The organism is Marinobacterium sp. MBR-111, from assembly GCF_040547585.1.
Taxonomy (GTDB): domain Bacteria; phylum Pseudomonadota; class Gammaproteobacteria; order Pseudomonadales; family Balneatricaceae; genus Marinobacterium; species Marinobacterium iners.
This window is the reverse complement of record NZ_JBEPQA010000003.1, coordinates 18,384-33,553: the sequence shown is the minus strand read 5'-3', so window position 1 is coordinate 33,553 and position 15,170 is coordinate 18,384. Positions and strand designations below refer to the sequence as shown.

13 protein-coding genes and 1 pseudogene are annotated in these 15,170 nt (G+C 57.1%); 5 read left to right on the top strand and 9 right to left on the bottom strand.

Annotated elements, in window-relative coordinates; translation table 11 throughout:
* Positions 1 to 47 precede the first annotated feature (47 nt).
* A complete protein-coding gene (locus tag ABIE61_RS02845; protein ID WP_354406529.1) occupies positions 48 to 875 on the bottom strand; it encodes a helix-turn-helix transcriptional regulator in 828 nt (275 codons plus the stop codon).
* 131 nt (positions 876 to 1,006) lie between these two features.
* Here ABIE61_RS02845 and ABIE61_RS02840 point away from each other — a divergent pair, with 131 nt between their 5' ends.
* Positions 1,007 to 2,164: a DUF5610 domain-containing protein gene (locus ABIE61_RS02840; protein WP_354406527.1), complete on the top strand. Its 1,158-nt coding sequence runs from the start codon at positions 1,007 to 1,009 to the stop codon at positions 2,162 to 2,164.
* Between the two features lie 34 nt (positions 2,165 to 2,198).
* Here ABIE61_RS02840 and ABIE61_RS02835 read toward each other — a convergent pair whose 3' ends face one another.
* Positions 2,199 to 2,960, bottom strand: a complete 762-nt coding sequence (locus ABIE61_RS02835) for a 5-oxoprolinase subunit PxpA (protein WP_354406524.1) — start codon at positions 2,958 to 2,960, stop codon at positions 2,199 to 2,201.
* On the bottom strand, positions 2,953 to 4,155 hold the full coding sequence (mtnK, locus tag ABIE61_RS02830; RefSeq protein ID WP_354406522.1) for an S-methyl-5-thioribose kinase: 1,203 nt from the start codon (positions 4,153 to 4,155) through the stop codon (positions 2,953 to 2,955). The genes ABIE61_RS02835 and mtnK overlap by 8 nt, the downstream gene beginning before the upstream one ends.
* A 137-nt stretch (positions 4,156 to 4,292) precedes the next feature.
* On the opposite strand from mtnK, the gene mtnA reads away from it, so the two are divergent.
* Positions 4,293 to 5,330 (top strand): S-methyl-5-thioribose-1-phosphate isomerase, encoded by a 1,038-nt coding sequence (gene mtnA / locus ABIE61_RS02825; RefSeq protein WP_354406521.1) that lies wholly within the window; start codon positions 4,293 to 4,295, stop codon positions 5,328 to 5,330.
* Positions 5,331 to 5,448: 118 nt separating this feature from the next.
* On the opposite strand, the gene ABIE61_RS02820 is transcribed toward mtnA, so the two are convergent.
* From ABIE61_RS02820 to ABIE61_RS02800, 5 genes and pseudogenes are all read right to left on the bottom strand, one after another.
* Positions 5,449 to 6,000 carry a 1,2-dihydroxy-3-keto-5-methylthiopentene dioxygenase gene (locus tag ABIE61_RS02820; RefSeq protein ID WP_206836604.1) on the bottom strand — a complete coding sequence of 184 codons (552 nt, stop codon included), beginning with the start codon at positions 5,998 to 6,000 and terminating at the stop codon, positions 5,449 to 5,451.
* 10 nt (positions 6,001 to 6,010) lie between these two features.
* On the bottom strand, positions 6,011 to 6,694 hold the full coding sequence (gene mtnC / locus ABIE61_RS02815; RefSeq protein WP_354406519.1) for an acireductone synthase: 684 nt from the start codon (positions 6,692 to 6,694) through the stop codon (positions 6,011 to 6,013).
* A gap of 80 nt (positions 6,695 to 6,774) precedes the next feature.
* Positions 6,775 to 7,317 (bottom strand): annotated as a pseudogene (locus tag ABIE61_RS02810) (methylthioribulose 1-phosphate dehydratase); the annotation flags it as partial.
* Positions 7,314 to 8,111 (bottom strand): amidohydrolase, encoded by a 798-nt coding sequence (locus ABIE61_RS02805; protein WP_354406514.1) that lies wholly within the window; start codon positions 8,109 to 8,111, stop codon positions 7,314 to 7,316. The gene ABIE61_RS02805 and the pseudogene ABIE61_RS02810, both read right to left, overlap by 4 nt.
* Positions 8,099 to 9,247: a pyridoxal phosphate-dependent aminotransferase gene (locus tag ABIE61_RS02800; RefSeq protein ID WP_354406511.1), complete on the bottom strand. Its 1,149-nt coding sequence runs from the start codon at positions 9,245 to 9,247 to the stop codon at positions 8,099 to 8,101. Before ABIE61_RS02800 ends, ABIE61_RS02805 begins: the two co-directional genes overlap by 13 nt.
* A 214-nt stretch (positions 9,248 to 9,461) precedes the next feature.
* On the opposite strand from ABIE61_RS02800, the gene ABIE61_RS02795 reads away from it, so the two are divergent.
* The 3 genes from ABIE61_RS02795 to ABIE61_RS02785 all read left to right on the top strand — a co-directional run bounded on the left by ABIE61_RS02795 (position 9,462) and on the right by ABIE61_RS02785 (position 14,795).
* Entirely contained in the window at positions 9,462 to 11,534 is a 2,073-nt protein-coding gene (locus ABIE61_RS02795; protein WP_354406508.1) for a TonB-dependent receptor plug domain-containing protein, read from the top strand.
* 133 nt (positions 11,535 to 11,667) lie between these two features.
* Positions 11,668 to 12,498, top strand: a complete 831-nt coding sequence (locus ABIE61_RS02790; protein ID WP_354406505.1) for a hypothetical protein — start codon at positions 11,668 to 11,670, stop codon at positions 12,496 to 12,498.
* Complete coding sequence (locus tag ABIE61_RS02785) at positions 12,498 to 14,795, top strand: ATP-binding protein (RefSeq protein WP_354406503.1); 2,298 nt, start codon at positions 12,498 to 12,500, stop codon at positions 14,793 to 14,795. Before ABIE61_RS02790 ends, ABIE61_RS02785 begins: the two co-directional genes overlap by 1 nt.
* On the opposite strand, the gene ABIE61_RS02780 is transcribed toward ABIE61_RS02785, so the two are convergent.
* Positions 14,796 to 15,170, bottom strand: a complete 375-nt coding sequence (locus tag ABIE61_RS02780) for a hypothetical protein (protein ID WP_354406501.1) — start codon at positions 15,168 to 15,170, stop codon at positions 14,796 to 14,798.

The window sequence follows — 15,170 nt, the reverse complement described above, 5'->3', positions numbered from 1 at the left end:
CCTGGCTCAACACTGTACAAATCCACCTGTCGCCTCAGCGTACAGGTTCAGAACAGCCACTGACGGACTTCATCCAGGTTTACCAGGATCAGCTGTTGGGCCTCCGGTGTGCCATCCAACATTTTGTAATTCACCTGCATCTCCTGCAGCAGATAATTCGCCAGTGCCGCGCGGGTACTCAGCTGCAGGAACCCGTTCGCCATCGCGTAGTCTTGCTCAATGACGTTGCGCTTGGCCGGGGACAAACGCGGATCAGGGGCCAGAATGAGCTCGATTTGAGTCTGCCACGCCACATCCTGATCTACTCCCTGAAACGACAGGTCCAACAGTTCAGCCTCACCTCGGAAGCGGCTCAATACAAAATCACGGTAGTCTCGGCTCTTTTCACACCAGGCTCGCAGGTGCCAGCGTAGGCCTGTATTAACGAAGGTATGAGGCACGATCACGCGCCCTTCATGGTCAGGGTTGGACAAGGAGACATAGTCCACTTCAATGCGGCGCTGCTCTCGTATGGCCTGTATAAGCTTGCGCATCAGCGGGGCGGCAACCTTGCGAGGCGGATGACGCAGGCATTGATAGGGCAACACACTTCCGGCAGTGGTCGGGGCACGTTGTCCGCTGACCCAGTCAAGGTACTCGGCAACATCGCCACTGATCAGGCCACAGATAAAATGACTCGTGGGCTGGAAGGTTTTCAGGGATGGGCTGTAGCTCAGGTTGGTGCTGAAGCGTTCACGGTAAGCGCTCAAATCTTTGGTAGCCTGCTGGCGGCCAATACCACACAGCGCAGCAAGTCCGGTTGCATTGATACCACCCTCCCAGTAGCTGATGAGTTCAATCAACCAAGCCCTGCGATCTGTATCCGTTTTCAGCATCTGCTTTTCCCTGTGATTTGAGCCACAAATTCATTCTGACCAGAACAGGTACTTTTGCAACCTCAAGATCCCCCCACCCCGGCCGATACCCGTCTATTATTTGATCAGAATACCAAGCCCTCGAGGTTGTTATGAAAATCCAGTCTCCACCGACCCAGATCTATTCCTCTCGTCCACAGTCGGACCCGGTTGCCGGGCGAGGCAACGGCAAATCGCAGGATGCGACGCAGGTGTTGCTTGGAAAACTGGCCGAAAAGATTCCCGGCATGACGACCGAGAAGCTGTCCGGGCTGGATGCCCAGAACTTCACGCCTGACAAAGTGGCGGGACGCATCAGCGATTTCGTGGCGGCCGGTCTTGCGGCGGCCAAAAACAGAGGTGCCTCTGACGAGCGACTGCAGCAGATGTATGACGCGGCTTTGAAAGGTGTGGAGACCGGCTTCAAGGAAGCACGTGAAATTCTCGACAATCTCAATGTGCTGCAGGGTGATATCAAAACTCAGGTGGATGAAACCGAGCAGAAAACCTTTGATGCCCTGGCAGAGATAGCACCGGGAAGCCGGGATGCCGTAGCACAGGCAGTACTGGGTGCAGCCGAGCGCTATCGTAACGCCGAGGACATGTCACTGACCGTGAAGACGCAGGACGGGGACGAGGTAACCATCAACTTCAGCCGCAACCAAAGTTACGATGCAACCTATGGCGCCGGGGCCGACAGTCAGGGCAACTCAGTTGCGTGGATGGATGTAAGTCGCAGCGAAAGTACCCAGTACCAGTTCAGCGTTAAGGGCGAACTGGATGAGGGTGAAATCGAAGCACTGCAGCAGATGGTGCGTGATATTTCAGGCGTGGCCGATGAGTTTTTCAATGGCGATGTGCAGAAGGCGTTCGAGCAGAGCGCCGGTATCCGATTTGATGCATCCGAGTTGAGTTCAATGGACCTCAGCATGAGCTACAGCCGTTCATTTTCGCAGGCCGCCAGTTATGAACAGGTTGGCAGCCTGGAGCAACCCGCAGACAAGCCGGGATTGCGTTTGGGTCAGTTGATGAAGGATCTGGCCGAGTCTGTGGGTGCGCCCTCACTCGGATTCCTGCAATCGCCGTCTCAGGCCGGACGCGACCTGATGACCGGGCTGGTCGAGCAGGACGGCCGTTTCTCGGATGCCATCAAGGAGCTGCAGGACAGCTATCGCAATAATCTGAAGCAGTTGCTGGATACGGTATTGCCGCTGAAGGCAGAGCCCGCCGCTGAGTCCGCTGCCGAAAACGGGTCAACCGACAAGGCTTGATCCCCTCGGGCACACCTTGGCGGTGTGCCCCTGATCAACTTGCGTACAGCCGATCGAGCGCCTGTCGAATCCGTTTGACCGCCTGTACCGACTCAGCATTGTCGCCGTGAACACAGAGTGTGTCCGCCTCAAGCCTTACTTCAGAGCCCTCCAGCGTTGTAACAATGCCTTCCTGAGCCAGCCTCAATGACTGCTCCACTATGCGGTCCACATCGTGGTAGACCGATCCGTCCACCGAGCGCGGCACCAGATAGCCACGAGTGTCGTAGGCCCGGTCGGCAAAGGCTTCAAACAGCAGCGGTATGCCAAACTCGGCCGCAATCGTCTTAACCGGACCATTGTCCGCCGTGGCCATCAGCATCAGTGGCAGGCTGGCGTCATAGCAAGCAACACCTTCCAGTACAGCGCGCAGAATGTCGTGATCACGCATCATGTCGTTGTAGAGCGCCCCGTGGGGCTTGACGTGGTTCAGCGTCAGCCCGTGCGCACGGGCAATACCGGCCAGTGCGCCGGCCTGATACTGGATCAGTGCAACGATCTCTTGCGGATGGCACTGCATGCTACGCCGACCAAAGCCGACCAGATCGGGGTAGCTGGGGTGGGCACCGATGGCGGTACCGGCATGTCGTGCCAGCATCACGGTGCGTGTCATGGTGACCGGGTCAGACGCATGGAAGCCACAGGCCACGTTGGCCAGCTCCACCAGCGGCATTACCTGATCATCCAACCCCATGTGCCAAGGGCCGAAGCTTTCGCCCATATCGCAGTTGAGTAGCAGGCGTTTGGTATCAGTCATTTAGTTGCCTAACCAGATCAAGCAGTTCAGTTATGCTGTGGATATCATTGCGTTGCAGGATCAGCTCACGCCCCAGCTGCAATGCCATCGCTTCACATTGGGCGCGCAGAGCCGCGTCTTCAATGATTTCCAGGTCGGCCACATGAGCCAGGCCGATGGTGCGGCGGATCAGCTCGGTACCGGCAAACCCCAGGGTGTCGGACCAGATTTGCAACATGCGACGTGCCTGCCAGTGCGGATTTTGCAGGCTTTCATCGACTGTCTGCTCCGCCATCAGGTGGCTGAACTCACGGCTGAATTCATGCCAAAGCTTGTCGATCTGAACCAGCAGCCAGTCACGCCAGTCCTGGCGCTCCTGTGCATCACCGGCCTGTTCATGCTGACCGCACCAATTCAGCAACAGATTGCCGATCACGCTACCAACATCAAAGCCGATGGGGCCGAAATAAGCAAACTCCGGGTCGATCACCTTGGTGCTCTGCTCGGTCACGAAGATGGAACCGGAGTGCAGATCGCCATGCAGCAGGGCTTCGGCCCGGTTGAGGAACGCATACTTGAGGTCGGCCACCTCGACCTTCAACCGATCATCCTGCCACAGGGCCTCGGCCGCCTTGCGCAGCGGCGGGTTGATGGCGTTGCGCTCGTGATCGCAGTAGGGATCGAGGAAGAACAGGTCTTCCGTGATCTTGCACAGGTCCGGGTTGATGAAGCGCTTCACCAGCGCCTTTTTCTGATGGGCATCCAGGTGCATGTCACTGGTGTGGAACAGCGTGCGTGCCATGAACAGGCCCAGGTGCTGTGCCAGCAACGGCAGTTTGCGCCGCTCATTCAGTGCATGCCGCAGGTTCTGATGCTCGCCCAGATCCTGCATGATAATGGCCGCCAGATCATGTTCGTAATGGTACACCTCAGGCACCCACTCACCAGCGTGTTCGGCTTCCAGCACCAGCGATTCCGCCTCGATCCGAATCCGATCCAGCGACAATGGCCAGCCTTCACCAATGATGCGCACGTAAGGCAGCGCCTGTTTGACGATAACGCTGGCCCCATCGGGCTCGGCCACGCGATAGACAAAGTTGATGTTGCCATCGCCGATTTCGGTCACGACCAGGTTGGCATCATCATTGAAAAGACGTGTGTGACGGCGAACAAAAGCGATAATGGCCGCATCATCCGAGAACTTGTGCTTCGTCATTGGGATTCCCGTAGCTGAAGTTTAATGGCCCAATTCTGACAAAAAACAGCGGGGCTGTAAGCGCCTCGGCAAGACTCTTTTATCTACGGGTTATAACGCTTAAGCTCTTCGCCTCTACTCACCAGCCGGATCTCACGATGAAAGACCTGATCTCCACCGCCCTGCGCTACCGCAACCATCGCCTTGAACTGCTGGACCAGCACCAGCTGCCTGACCGCGAGCTCTGGCTGCACTGTGATTCGGTAGAGGCAATGGTGGCTATGATCCGCAAGCTGCAGATTCGCGGCGCGCCATTGATCGGGATTGGTGCTTCGCTGCTGCTGGCGCACCTGGCGGAGCAGGGTTTAAGTGAAGATCAGCTGCGCGAAGCAGCCGCCACGCTGCGTGAGGCCCGACCGACCGCCGTCAATCTGATGAACTGTCTGGACCGCATGCTTGCGGTGATGGATCAGGGAGCCGATGCACTGGTGGCCTGTGCCGAGAATCTGTTTGAGGAAGATGTAGCCCTGTGTCAGCGCATGGCAGAGCATGGCGCTGCCCTGCTGCCGGAAGGTGCTCAGGTGTTGACCCACTGCAACACCGGCAGCCTGGCCACCGCCGGCGCCGGCACCGCCATCGGGGTGATTGCCGAAGCCTTCCGCCACGGCCGACTCAGTCATGTCTGGGTGGATGAAACCCGTCCCCTGCTGCAGGGCGGCCGACTGACCGCCTGGGAGATGTGCCGACTCGGCATTCCGCACCAGATTCAATGCGACAGCATGGCGGCGATCCTGATGCGCGATGGTCAGGTGGATGCCGTGATGGTGGGCTCAGATCGCATCGCTGCCAATGGCGATTTTGCCAACAAGGTGGGCACCTACAATCTGGCGGTCAACGCGCACTACCACAAGATTCCGTTCTACGTGGTGGCGCCCTGGACCACCGTTGACCCGCACTGCCCCAACGGCGATGCGATCCCGATTGAGCAACGCAGCGCCGAAGAGATAAAAGGTGTGAGCGGCAGCTTTGGTGAAGTGCGCTGGAGCCCGCTGGAGTCACAGGTGTTCAACCCTGCGTTCGATGTCACCCCCGCCGATCTGGTGACCGGCTGGGTGCTGGATACGGGGGTGTATGACCGCGATGGCATCGTTGCGGCCATCGCGGCAAACAACCAGCGTGAATTCGCAACTGCCTGAAAAGCGTTGGCGAGGCCGTCAGCGCAAGGCAAAAAACGGCGAAATGAGGGAGTTTACAGATCGTAAATGACCGATTTGAGCCGTTTTTTAACGCCGCGGTGACAACGCAGGTAGCTTTTCAGGTAGTTGTCGGTTCAAAGCGTGGGTGGCGATCAGCTATATCAGAGCCGGTAAAGTTCGCCACCCAGCCTTCCGGGTTGTTGAACAGGCGCAGGGCAGTGAAACGCGGTGCCGGCCCCATATCGAACCAGTGAGTGGTGTTGGCCGGTACCGAGATCAGGTCGTTCTTGCAGCAGTGCACCTGATACACTTTGTCTTCCACATGCAGGTAGAACATGCCTTCGCCATCGACGAAGAAACGCACTTCATCCTCTGAATGCGTGTGTTCGCTGAGGAATTTCTGCCGCAGGGCTTCGCGGTCGGGGTGATCCGGCTGCAGGCTGATCACATCCACGGTGACGTAGCCTTCCTCGTTTTTAAGCCGTTCGATCTCCTTGCGGTAGGCCTCCAGGATCTCTTCGCTGGCCATGCCCGGCACAATCTCGCGGTCGGCTTCCCAGCGCTCGAAACGCACGCCTATGCCACTGAGGATCTGTTGAATCTCATTGAAGTCGGTGCTGCTGCCGAGCAGTTCGGCGCTCTGGTCGGCATGGATATGGATGGCGCTCATCGGTGGCTCCTCAAGAAAGTGTAATCTGGTCAAAGTTTTCCACAGCGTTGTGGCGCTCGGCGCCGTCCGGTCGTTCGCCGCGCATCAACAGGCAAGTCTGCATGCCTGCAGCCTTGGCCGCGTCCAGCTCGGCCACCACGTCCGACAGGAACAGAATCTGACTTGTAGGCAGGCCGATACTGGCACCGATGCGTTCATACGCAATCGCTTCACGCTTGGCGCCGGTGGTGGTATCAAAGTAGCCGCTGAACAGCGGAGTCAGGTCGCCGAAATCGCTGTAGCCGTACAGCAGCTTCTGCGCCTTCACCGAGCCGGAGGAAAAAATGTGCAGCTGTTTGCCGCTGTCGTGCCAGCGTTTCAGCCCTTCATACGCGTCCGGATAGAGGTGGCCGGTAAAGTCGCCACTCTCGTAGCCCTGTACCCAGATCAAACCCTGCAGTGCCTTGAGACTGGTTTCCTTTTTGTCCTGATCGATCCAGTCGATCAGCCCCTTGGCAATGGCATCGAGATCATCGGCCGCGACATTCAGGGCGACCGCTGCCTCTGCAACGGCCGGTTCGTTAGAATGGCTGTGGATAAAGTCCGTCATCCGTTCACGGGCATAGGGAAACAGCGTCTTGTGGACAAAATCGATATCGGTGGTGGTGCCTTCAATATCGGTCAGGATGGCGTTGATGCCGCTAAATGTAGCCATGTTGATGTTCAGACTCCTGCGCTCAGACGGCGCATTTCCAGTTCGCAGGCGAAGAGAAATTCCAGCCCTTCCAGATGGCGGCGTGCTTCATTCATGTCGTGACCCCAGGTGTAGAGACCGTGGCCGCGAACCAAAAAGCCCCACTGCAGCGCTTCAGGCTGCCAGCGCTGGCTCAGCTCGGCGGCCAGCGCCTGCATGTCCTGAGCATTATCGAGAATGGCGATGCGGATGCTGGCATCATGGGTGTGGTTGCCACTGAGCGATTTCTGCATTTCGTAACCGCTGATGGTCAGCCACTGACCCGACTCCAAACGAGACAGCACCGTGGAGGCCACCGAATGCGTGTGCAGCACGGCGCCGATCCGGTTATCAAGCTGATACAGGCGGGTATGCAACAGGGTTTCGGCCGAAGGCTTGAGCAAGCTGGCCTGAGGCTGACCATCCAGATCCACCTGCAACAGCTGCTCCGGTGTCAGATGCCCCTTGTGACAGCCCGATGCCGTAATCAGGGCAGATTCAGGCCCAAGCCGAACGGAAAAGTTGCCGCCGGTAGCGGGGCACCAGCCTTGGGCATCGATCCATTGTCCGGCATCGATAATCTGTTGTGCGGCGGAATCGATCATGCAAAATCGTCCTCAACGTCAGAGAAAAAGCTGAACTCATCCGCATCCTGCCAGGCCGGAAAGTTGTCCCGAAACCGCTGCAGATCGTCGGCATTCAGGGTGCCGGTTTTGACGAAAGCTTCACCGACAGAGGCATCCAGCAGCGCCTGCCCCTTGAAGTCCACCAGCAGACTGTCGCCACTGTACTCCAGCCCCTTGCCGTCCTCACCGATGCGGTTTACCCCCGCCACATAGCACTGGTTTTCGATCGCCCGTGCCAGCAGCAGCGTGCGCCAGGCATTGCGACGTGGCGCGGGCCAGTTGGCCACAAACAGTGCCAGGTCATAGTCATTGCGGTTGCGACACCAGACCGGGAAGCGCAGGTCGTAGCAAACCTGTGGCAGGATGCGCCAGCCCTTGTACTCGATCACCTTGCGGCTGTCGCCGGCCACGTAATACTGATGCTCGTTCGCCATGCGGAACAGGTGACGCTTGTCGTAATGCTCAACGGCTCCGTCGGGCGTTACAAACAGCAGCCGGTTACGATACCCCTGATCCTCGATCACTACGCTGCCACACACGGCGGCACCCAGTGACGCCGCCTGTTCCTTCATCCATGCCAGAGTCGGACCGGACATGGGCTCGGCCACAGCCTCGGGTTCCATGGTGAACCCGGTGGTGAACATCTCGGGCAGTACGATCAGATCGGTCTGTCCGGCCAGCGGCGCCATCAGTTCAGCCAGCCGGTTGCGGTTTGGCTCGGGCTGCTGCCAGTCCAGTGGAGTCTGGACCAATGAAATTCTCAGATTTTGCATAGTCGCTCCGCAGCTTGATCAAGGGTGGTTTCGCTCTTGGCGAAGCAGAAGCGCACCAGACGCATCTCAGGGGGTTGTTGATAGAACACCGATAACGGAATGGCCGCAACGCCCGCCTGTTCGATCAGCCAGAGGACAAATTCGGTGTCCGGAAGTTCACTGATGGCGCTGTAGTCCATTACCTGAAAATAGGTGCCCGCTGCCGGTGTAAACTGGAAGCGGCTTTTCTCCATACCTGCGTTGAATCGGTCACGCTTGGCCTGATAAAACGCGGGTAGCGCCTGATCATGCTGCGGATCGTCATTCAGGTAATCCGCCAGCGCCAGCTGCATCGGCGTGCTGGTGCTGAAGGTCAGATACTGGTGGATCTTGCGCAACTCGGCTGTCAACGGTGCCGGAGCGACGCAGTAGCCGATCTTCCAGCCGGTGGTGTGGTAGGTCTTGCCGAAAGAGGACACCACGAAGCTGCGCTCAGCCAGCGCCGGATAGCGGTTGATGCTCTGGTGTTCAGCGCCATCGAACACGATATGCTCATACACCTCATCGGCCAGCAGCAGAATATCGGTGCCGGCCACCAGGTCGCTCAGCTCCTGCAGATCGGCGGCGGCCAGCGTCTGCCCGGTCGGATTGTGCGGCGTATTGAGGATAATCATGCGGGTATTGGGGCTGATCGCCTGTCGGGCCTGCTCCCAGTCGATCTCAAAAGCGGGGGGTTGCAGCGGGATATGCACCGCTTTGCCACCATTGAGCGTGATGGCCGGATCATAGCTGTCATAGGCCGGATCAAACACCAGCACTTCATCCCCCGGGCGCACCACCGCCGAAATGGCCGCGAACAGTGCTTCTGTTGCCCCGGAGGTCACCGTCACCTCTGTTTCCGCATCAACCATGCGACCGTAGCAACGTTCCACCTTGGCGGCGATCGCAGTGCGTAGGCCTGGCACACCACTCATGGGGGCATACTGGTTGGCGCCTTGGCGGATATAGTGATCAACTCGCGACAGCAGAGCCTGAGGGCCATCAAAATCGGGAAAACCCTGCGACAGGTTGATCGCCTGGTGCGCTTGCGCAAGGGCGGACATGCGAGTAAAGATGGTCGTTCCGACCTGTGGCAGCTTGGTATCGGGGTAGTGCATGACGGGCTCGGGTTTGTGATAGAGGTCAAATAGTACCGGAGAGGGCCCGACACGCTCAACAAATGCGCTGGTCTATCGGCGCCTGAGAGGTAGAATAGCGCATGCTGGACTGGATTCTGGAGCACAACGGCTTCATTCTTGAAGCAGCCATACTGGCTTTGGTCGTGTTGTATGTAGGACTGAAAATCAAATAACTACTCTGTCCGGAGTTGCAATGACGAATCGTACACCCCTGTATCGGCTGGCGCCGCTGCTGGCCCTTGGACTGACAAGTCCCGCTCTTCAGGCTGACGAGAGCCTGTACCTCAGCGAACAGGATTTTCTTACCGATATTCCCGAAATCACTTCTGCCACACGGCTGACCCAGAAACTCACCGAAGCGCCCGCTTCCATCAGCATTATCGATCGCCAGATCATTGCAGCCTCCGGCGCCCGTAATATTCCTGACCTGCTGCGTCTGGTGCCGGGTTTTCAAAGCTACCATGTCAGTGCCAACAAGTTTGCTACCAGCTACCACGGTGCCAGCGATGACTTTCCGCGCCGCCTGGAGGTAATGGTTGATGGCCGCAGCGTGTACTTGCCGCTGCTGACAACCGTGGACTGGACCTCTTTGGGCATCAACCTGCAGGATATCGAACGGATCGAAGTGGTGCGGGGCTCCAACGTGCCAACTCAAGGTTCCAACGCCTTTATGGGCTCGATCAACATCATCACCCGCTCACCGGCCCTGCTGAGCGGTGGTTACGTCAGCGCCACCGGTGGCAGCATGGACACTCGAAACCTGCAGTTTGGCCATGCCGACCAATTGAGCAGCTGGAACTACCGCCTGTCGGGCGGACATGAAGAGAATGACGGTTCTGATCTCTATGGCGACGCGCTCAAGCGCAACTATCTGAGCTTCAGCGGCAGCTACACACCCACCCTTACCGATACCCTCTGGATTCAGGCGGGTGTGGACCGTGGGCATACGTATGTAGGAGGGGCTGACAAACTCGAACCCTTTAGCAAACGCGATCATGATGCCAACTACCAGTCGATCAAGTACCAGCACCTGTATTCAGATACCGGGACCGTTCAGTTGACGGCTTATCACAACTACCTGGATCTGGAAGCACCGGCAATGAGCTTTGAGCGTGTTGGTGATTTTATCGGAACCGACAATCCGGCAATCGTGAATGGTTTTATCGCGTTGAATTCCCCACGCGAAGACTCTGAGCATGGAACCGCCCACAGCTACGATACCGAATTGCAGCTAACGGATCAGATAGGCTCTTTGGAACTCGTTGGCGGTTTGGGTTACCGCTACGAAACCGCCGAAAGCGATGTGTTGCTGCAAAGCGGCAAGGTAACCGAAGAGCGCTGGCGCCTGTTCAGCAACCTGGACTGGGATTTTGCCCCTCGCTGGAGCCTGAGCACCGGTTTTATGTACGAGGACAGCTCAGAAAACAGCGATGCCCTGTCCTATCGTCATGCACTGATTCACCGGCCTGATGAGCAGAGCAGCTTCCGGCTGGGTTACTCCATCAGTGAGCGTTTGCCTTCTCAACTGGAACGGCATGCAAACAATACCATCTATGCACCTGCCGGCCTGTTTGGCCCAGACCCCGTTGTCTATGATCTGGACAAGGCCGCTAACCCAGACCTTGGCCCTGAAAGGATCAAGACGTATGAGTTGGGTTACTACCGCGCATTTGATGATCATCAGGGACATTTCGACCTGCGCCTGTTCCACGAGCAACTCAGCAACGTGATCAGCTCCTATTTCTTGCCGGCTGACGAGCTTGCTCCCCCCCCTCACCCAATGACCCAGGGTCGGGTGTCTACTAATGAGAACAACTTCGGCTGGGAAAACCAGGGCGTTGAAATTCAGCTTCATCGACAACTCAGCAGTCAGCTCTCGGCACTGCTGAACTATACCTATACCAACACGTTGACTGATCGCTGGGAGACCAATAAAGATCTACAGGGACAGACTTTGATATTCCGTGATGCGATCACCCCCGAACATACCGCATCATTAATGCTTAACTGGACTCCTGCTTCTGATTTAAACTTGAGTTTAATGCACTACTATATGGATAGCGTGCACTGGTTCGAGGGTGGCCTTCGCGAAAGCTATCAGCGCACCGACCTGCGTGCAGCATACAACTGGCAGCTGAATGGGGGTACTGAACTGGAAACCGCACTGACAATTCAGAATGCTTTCGGTCCGACGTATGAAGAGTTTTATCAGTACAACCTTTTTGACCGCCGGGCCTGGCTGAAACTGACGCTCAGATATCATTAATCGGGAAGCAGAGATAATTGCAGGGATGTCATTATTACTCAGGACAAAGACCCGACTGAGGCACTGGCTGCTATGCAGCCTTGTGATCTGTCTTGTGCCTCTTAGAGCGGCCGTAGCCGGGGAGTCACTGATCGTGCTCAGTGACTTCAGCCCCAGTTATAATCAGGTCTTGTCGGCTATTCGGGAACATGCCGTACACCCTATTCGGGTACTGACCCTGGATCAGTTCAAAACCGATGACAGCCGCGCACCTGTTATTCTCGCAGTGGGTACCCGAGCTTGTGAACGCATGCTGGAGCGCTACCATCCCGATTCAAGCCTGATCTGCTCTTTCCTGCCATCGGCAACCTTTGATCAGCTCAAGCGAAAACTGCTGCCGAAAGGCTCGTATGCAGCGGTCAGTGCCATTTATATTGACCAGCCTCTGGCACGCCAGATCCGGCTGGCCCGCCTGGTCAAGCCGGCTGCCGCCATCTTGGGAACCGCATTAGGCAGTAACAGCCTCAATATGCGTGATGGGCTGGAGCAAGGTGCACAGGCCGAGGCATTCGAGCTGTCTCTGGTTGAATTGACTCGACAAGACAATCCGGTCGAGCGTCTGACGCCAGTAGTGGAAGGCAGCGATCTGTTCCTGGTTGTTCCTGACAGTTCAGTGTTCAACCGTGCCATTTCCAAATGGCTTCTCTATCTGTCATTACGCCACAAGGTACCGGTGATCGGTTTCTCTGCCAGCTATACAGAAGCCGGTGCCGCAGCGTCGGTTCACTCGTCTGCAGCACAGATCGGACGCCAAAGTGCCGAATGGCTTAACCTGCTGCAGAACGGCGGCAGCCTGCCCAGTGCCAGCTTCCCACGTTACTTTGATGTCAGCGTTAATCCGGTTGCAGTACGCACACTCGGTATTGAGCCACTTTCAGCCGAGTGGCTGCAGGAAAAACTGGCGCGGATAGAGGCAGATGGCTGATGCCGGGCACACGTAGCCGGCTGAGTATTCGTCATCGCGTGCTCCTGCTGTCGATTATTCCAATGCTGGTACTGGCGACGATTCTCGGCAGCTATTTCATCTACAGCCGCCTTTCGGACAACACCGACAAATTGATTGAACGAGGCAAGATTATGGTCGATCTGCTTGCCTCCGCAGCCGAGTTCGGTGTTATCAGCGGTAACCAATACCAGCTTCGCGTTCTGAGTCAAAAAACCCGGTACAGTCATGCCGAAGTACTGGATGTCCTGTTTTACGACGATACGTTCAATCTTTTACACCGCAGCGGCCAATTTGCTGTAGAACTGAGCGCCGAGAGCCCGGCTCTGCAGTCAATATCGGGCCAGTGGATATTCCTGTCGCCGATTTTCAGCAGCGCCCTGCTGGCAGACAATAATCCCGAGCTGAGTATCCATGCGCCTGAGCCCGAGCAAATTGGCTGGGTAGCGGTCGTATTATCGGCCCACAACAATATCGCGACACGTCAAGAGATGCTGCGCAACAGCCTGCTGCTGATCAGTCTGGGCCTGATGCTCACCGCCATTCTGGCAAGCCGTTTTGGCCGCCGCATCACCCAACCGATTCGTGGGCTTAGCCAGGTTGTCGAGCGCCTGGAAGCGGGCCATCTGGATACCCGTGCCGCCACGACACATACAGCTGGTGAGCTGGGCTTGTTGGCACGGGGCATTAACCGTATGGCCGCCAGAATTCAGGCATCCAGCCAGGAGCAGGAACAGCAGATCAACCGGGCCACACGTCAGCTCACATCCACCCTGCGCCATCTGGAGCGCCAGAATGAGGAACTTACCGTTGCTCGCCGTGAAGCGGATAAAGCCAACCGCTCCAAGGACGAGTTTCTGGCCCGCATGAGCCACGAACTGCGCACCCCGCTCACATCTGTACTGGGCTTTTCGCGCTTGCTGGAGCAAACCGAGCAGTCGGCTGAGCAACGGCACTACTGCAGCATCATCAACCAGACATCCAGCCTGCTATTGACCATTATTGACGATATTCTCGATTTCTCACGCTTGCAGTCCGACGCCATCCAGCTCGAGCAGATTCCGTTCGATCCAACCCTGTACTTCAATAACCTGTTGCAGATGCAGGCACCAATGGCGCTGGAGAAAGGGCTGCAGCTAAGATCTGAGCTGGACCCGGAGTTGCCACCGGCACTGTTGGGTGACCCAACCCGAATCGGTCAGATACTGACCAACCTGTTGAGCAACGCAATCAAGTTCACAGACCATGGAGAGGTCTGCTTCAGAGTCAGGTCTCAACGGCAGGATTCAATCTGCCATATCGAGTTGAGTGTACAGGACACCGGCATTGGCATTTCCGAGCAGCAGCAGCAACACCTGTTCAAGGCGTTTATTCAGGCCGACAATACCATCAGTCGCCGCTTTGGTGGTTCTGGCCTGGGGCTGGTCATCGCCCACCGTCTGACTCTGCTCATGGGGGGGGACATCAGACTCAGCAGTGAAAAGGGCAAGGGTACCTGTGTTAACGTAAGCCTGACCTTGCCTCTGGCAGACGCCGATACGGTCGTTTCGCCACTTTACCCCGCTGAGCCAATACTCCATGCAGCATCCAGTTATCAGCTACCCTGCAGGCTGAGGGTGCTGCTGGCGGAAGACAATGAGTTCAACCGGATACTGCTGAACAAGGCACTCGGCCAAGCTGGCGCTGAAGTCATTGAAGCCCGCACGGGCGTAGAGGCGTTGCAGATATTCCATAAGCAACCGATTGATATGGTATTAATGGATGTACACATGCCGCAGATGGATGGTATTCGGGCCAGCCATGAGATTCGTCGGCACTCGGCCTCATTGCCGATCATCGCGCTGACCGCCAACGTCATGACCCATGAACATGAGGCTCTGCAAGAGGCGGGCGTGAATGAAATTCTGCTCAAGCCTGTGGATCTGAGCACCCTTTTCCGACTGATGTCGCTTCATTGTCCGGTGGATGAAGACGCCGTTGCCACCCTGAGTGACTGTGCGCCAATGCCTGCACTGCTGGATCAGGTCGATACCGGTGAGTTGCATACCGAGCTCCAGCATCAGGCGCAGTCCGTTTGCGCCGCTGTCCGATCAGGTCAGTTTGATCAAATACGTACACACTCACATCAGTTGTTGGGACTTGCCGGCCTGTACCAACTGCCAGAACTGGAAACAGTGGTTGCCGAATTGCATCAGGCAGCTGTTGCACACGATTTGGAGGCCTGCTGGCGTAACAGCCACCGCCTGACCCGGCTGATTGAACACCACCAGTATGTGTGATCAAAAACGCCGATAATAAGGCTCAGAAGCGATCAACTGCTCCAGATCTGCCATGATCAAAGCCAACCGGGCACGGGCTTCACGATCATACAGATAGGGTTCAAGCCCGTCTCTTGCTGGTGAGTGATCAGCATCGCCCTCATGCACCGCCACGCAACGGCGCCTGATCTCTTCCAGCTCAGGGTCATGCAGCGCGGCAATACCTATGAACAGCTCCCACTCTTCGCGCCGGGCGGTGCCATCCTGCAACCGTTGCATGAGTTGCAATACCGCGCGTCGCTCAGGTCGCCAGATGGGTGCCCGCCCATAGGTCAGAGCGACCACCAGCCCAACGACCAGCAACAGTGAGATCAAAAACGTGAGCAGAAACTCCAT

What these genes read in the sequence shown, in the direction of transcription:
- ABIE61_RS02845 (WP_354406529.1), bottom strand. Translation starts at nt 875, where the DNA reads ATGCTGAAAACGGATACAGATCGCAGGGCTTGGTTGATTGAACTCATC.
- ABIE61_RS02840 (WP_354406527.1), top strand. Translation starts at nt 1,007, where the DNA reads ATGAAAATCCAGTCTCCACCGACCCAGATCTATTCCTCTCGTCCACAG.
- ABIE61_RS02835 (WP_354406524.1), bottom strand. Translation starts at nt 2,960, where the DNA reads ATGACTGATACCAAACGCCTGCTACTCAACTGCGATATGGGCGAAAGC.
- mtnK (WP_354406522.1), bottom strand. Translation starts at nt 4,155, where the DNA reads ATGACGAAGCACAAGTTCTCGGATGATGCGGCCATTATCGCTTTTGTT.
- mtnA (WP_354406521.1), top strand. Translation starts at nt 4,293, where the DNA reads ATGAAAGACCTGATCTCCACCGCCCTGCGCTACCGCAACCATCGCCTT.
- ABIE61_RS02820 (WP_206836604.1), bottom strand. Translation starts at nt 6,000, where the DNA reads ATGAGCGCCATCCATATCCATGCCGACCAGAGCGCCGAACTGCTCGGC.
- mtnC (WP_354406519.1), bottom strand. Translation starts at nt 6,694, where the DNA reads ATGGCTACATTTAGCGGCATCAACGCCATCCTGACCGATATTGAAGGC.
- ABIE61_RS02805 (WP_354406514.1), bottom strand. Translation starts at nt 8,111, where the DNA reads ATGCAAAATCTGAGAATTTCATTGGTCCAGACTCCACTGGACTGGCAG.
- ABIE61_RS02800 (WP_354406511.1), bottom strand. Translation starts at nt 9,247, where the DNA reads ATGCACTACCCCGATACCAAGCTGCCACAGGTCGGAACGACCATCTTT.
- ABIE61_RS02795 (WP_354406508.1), top strand. Translation starts at nt 9,462, where the DNA reads ATGACGAATCGTACACCCCTGTATCGGCTGGCGCCGCTGCTGGCCCTT.
- ABIE61_RS02785 (WP_354406503.1), top strand. Translation starts at nt 12,498, where the DNA reads ATGCCGGGCACACGTAGCCGGCTGAGTATTCGTCATCGCGTGCTCCTG.
- ABIE61_RS02780 (WP_354406501.1), bottom strand. Translation starts at nt 15,170, where the DNA reads ATGGAGTTTCTGCTCACGTTTTTGATCTCACTGTTGCTGGTCGTTGGG.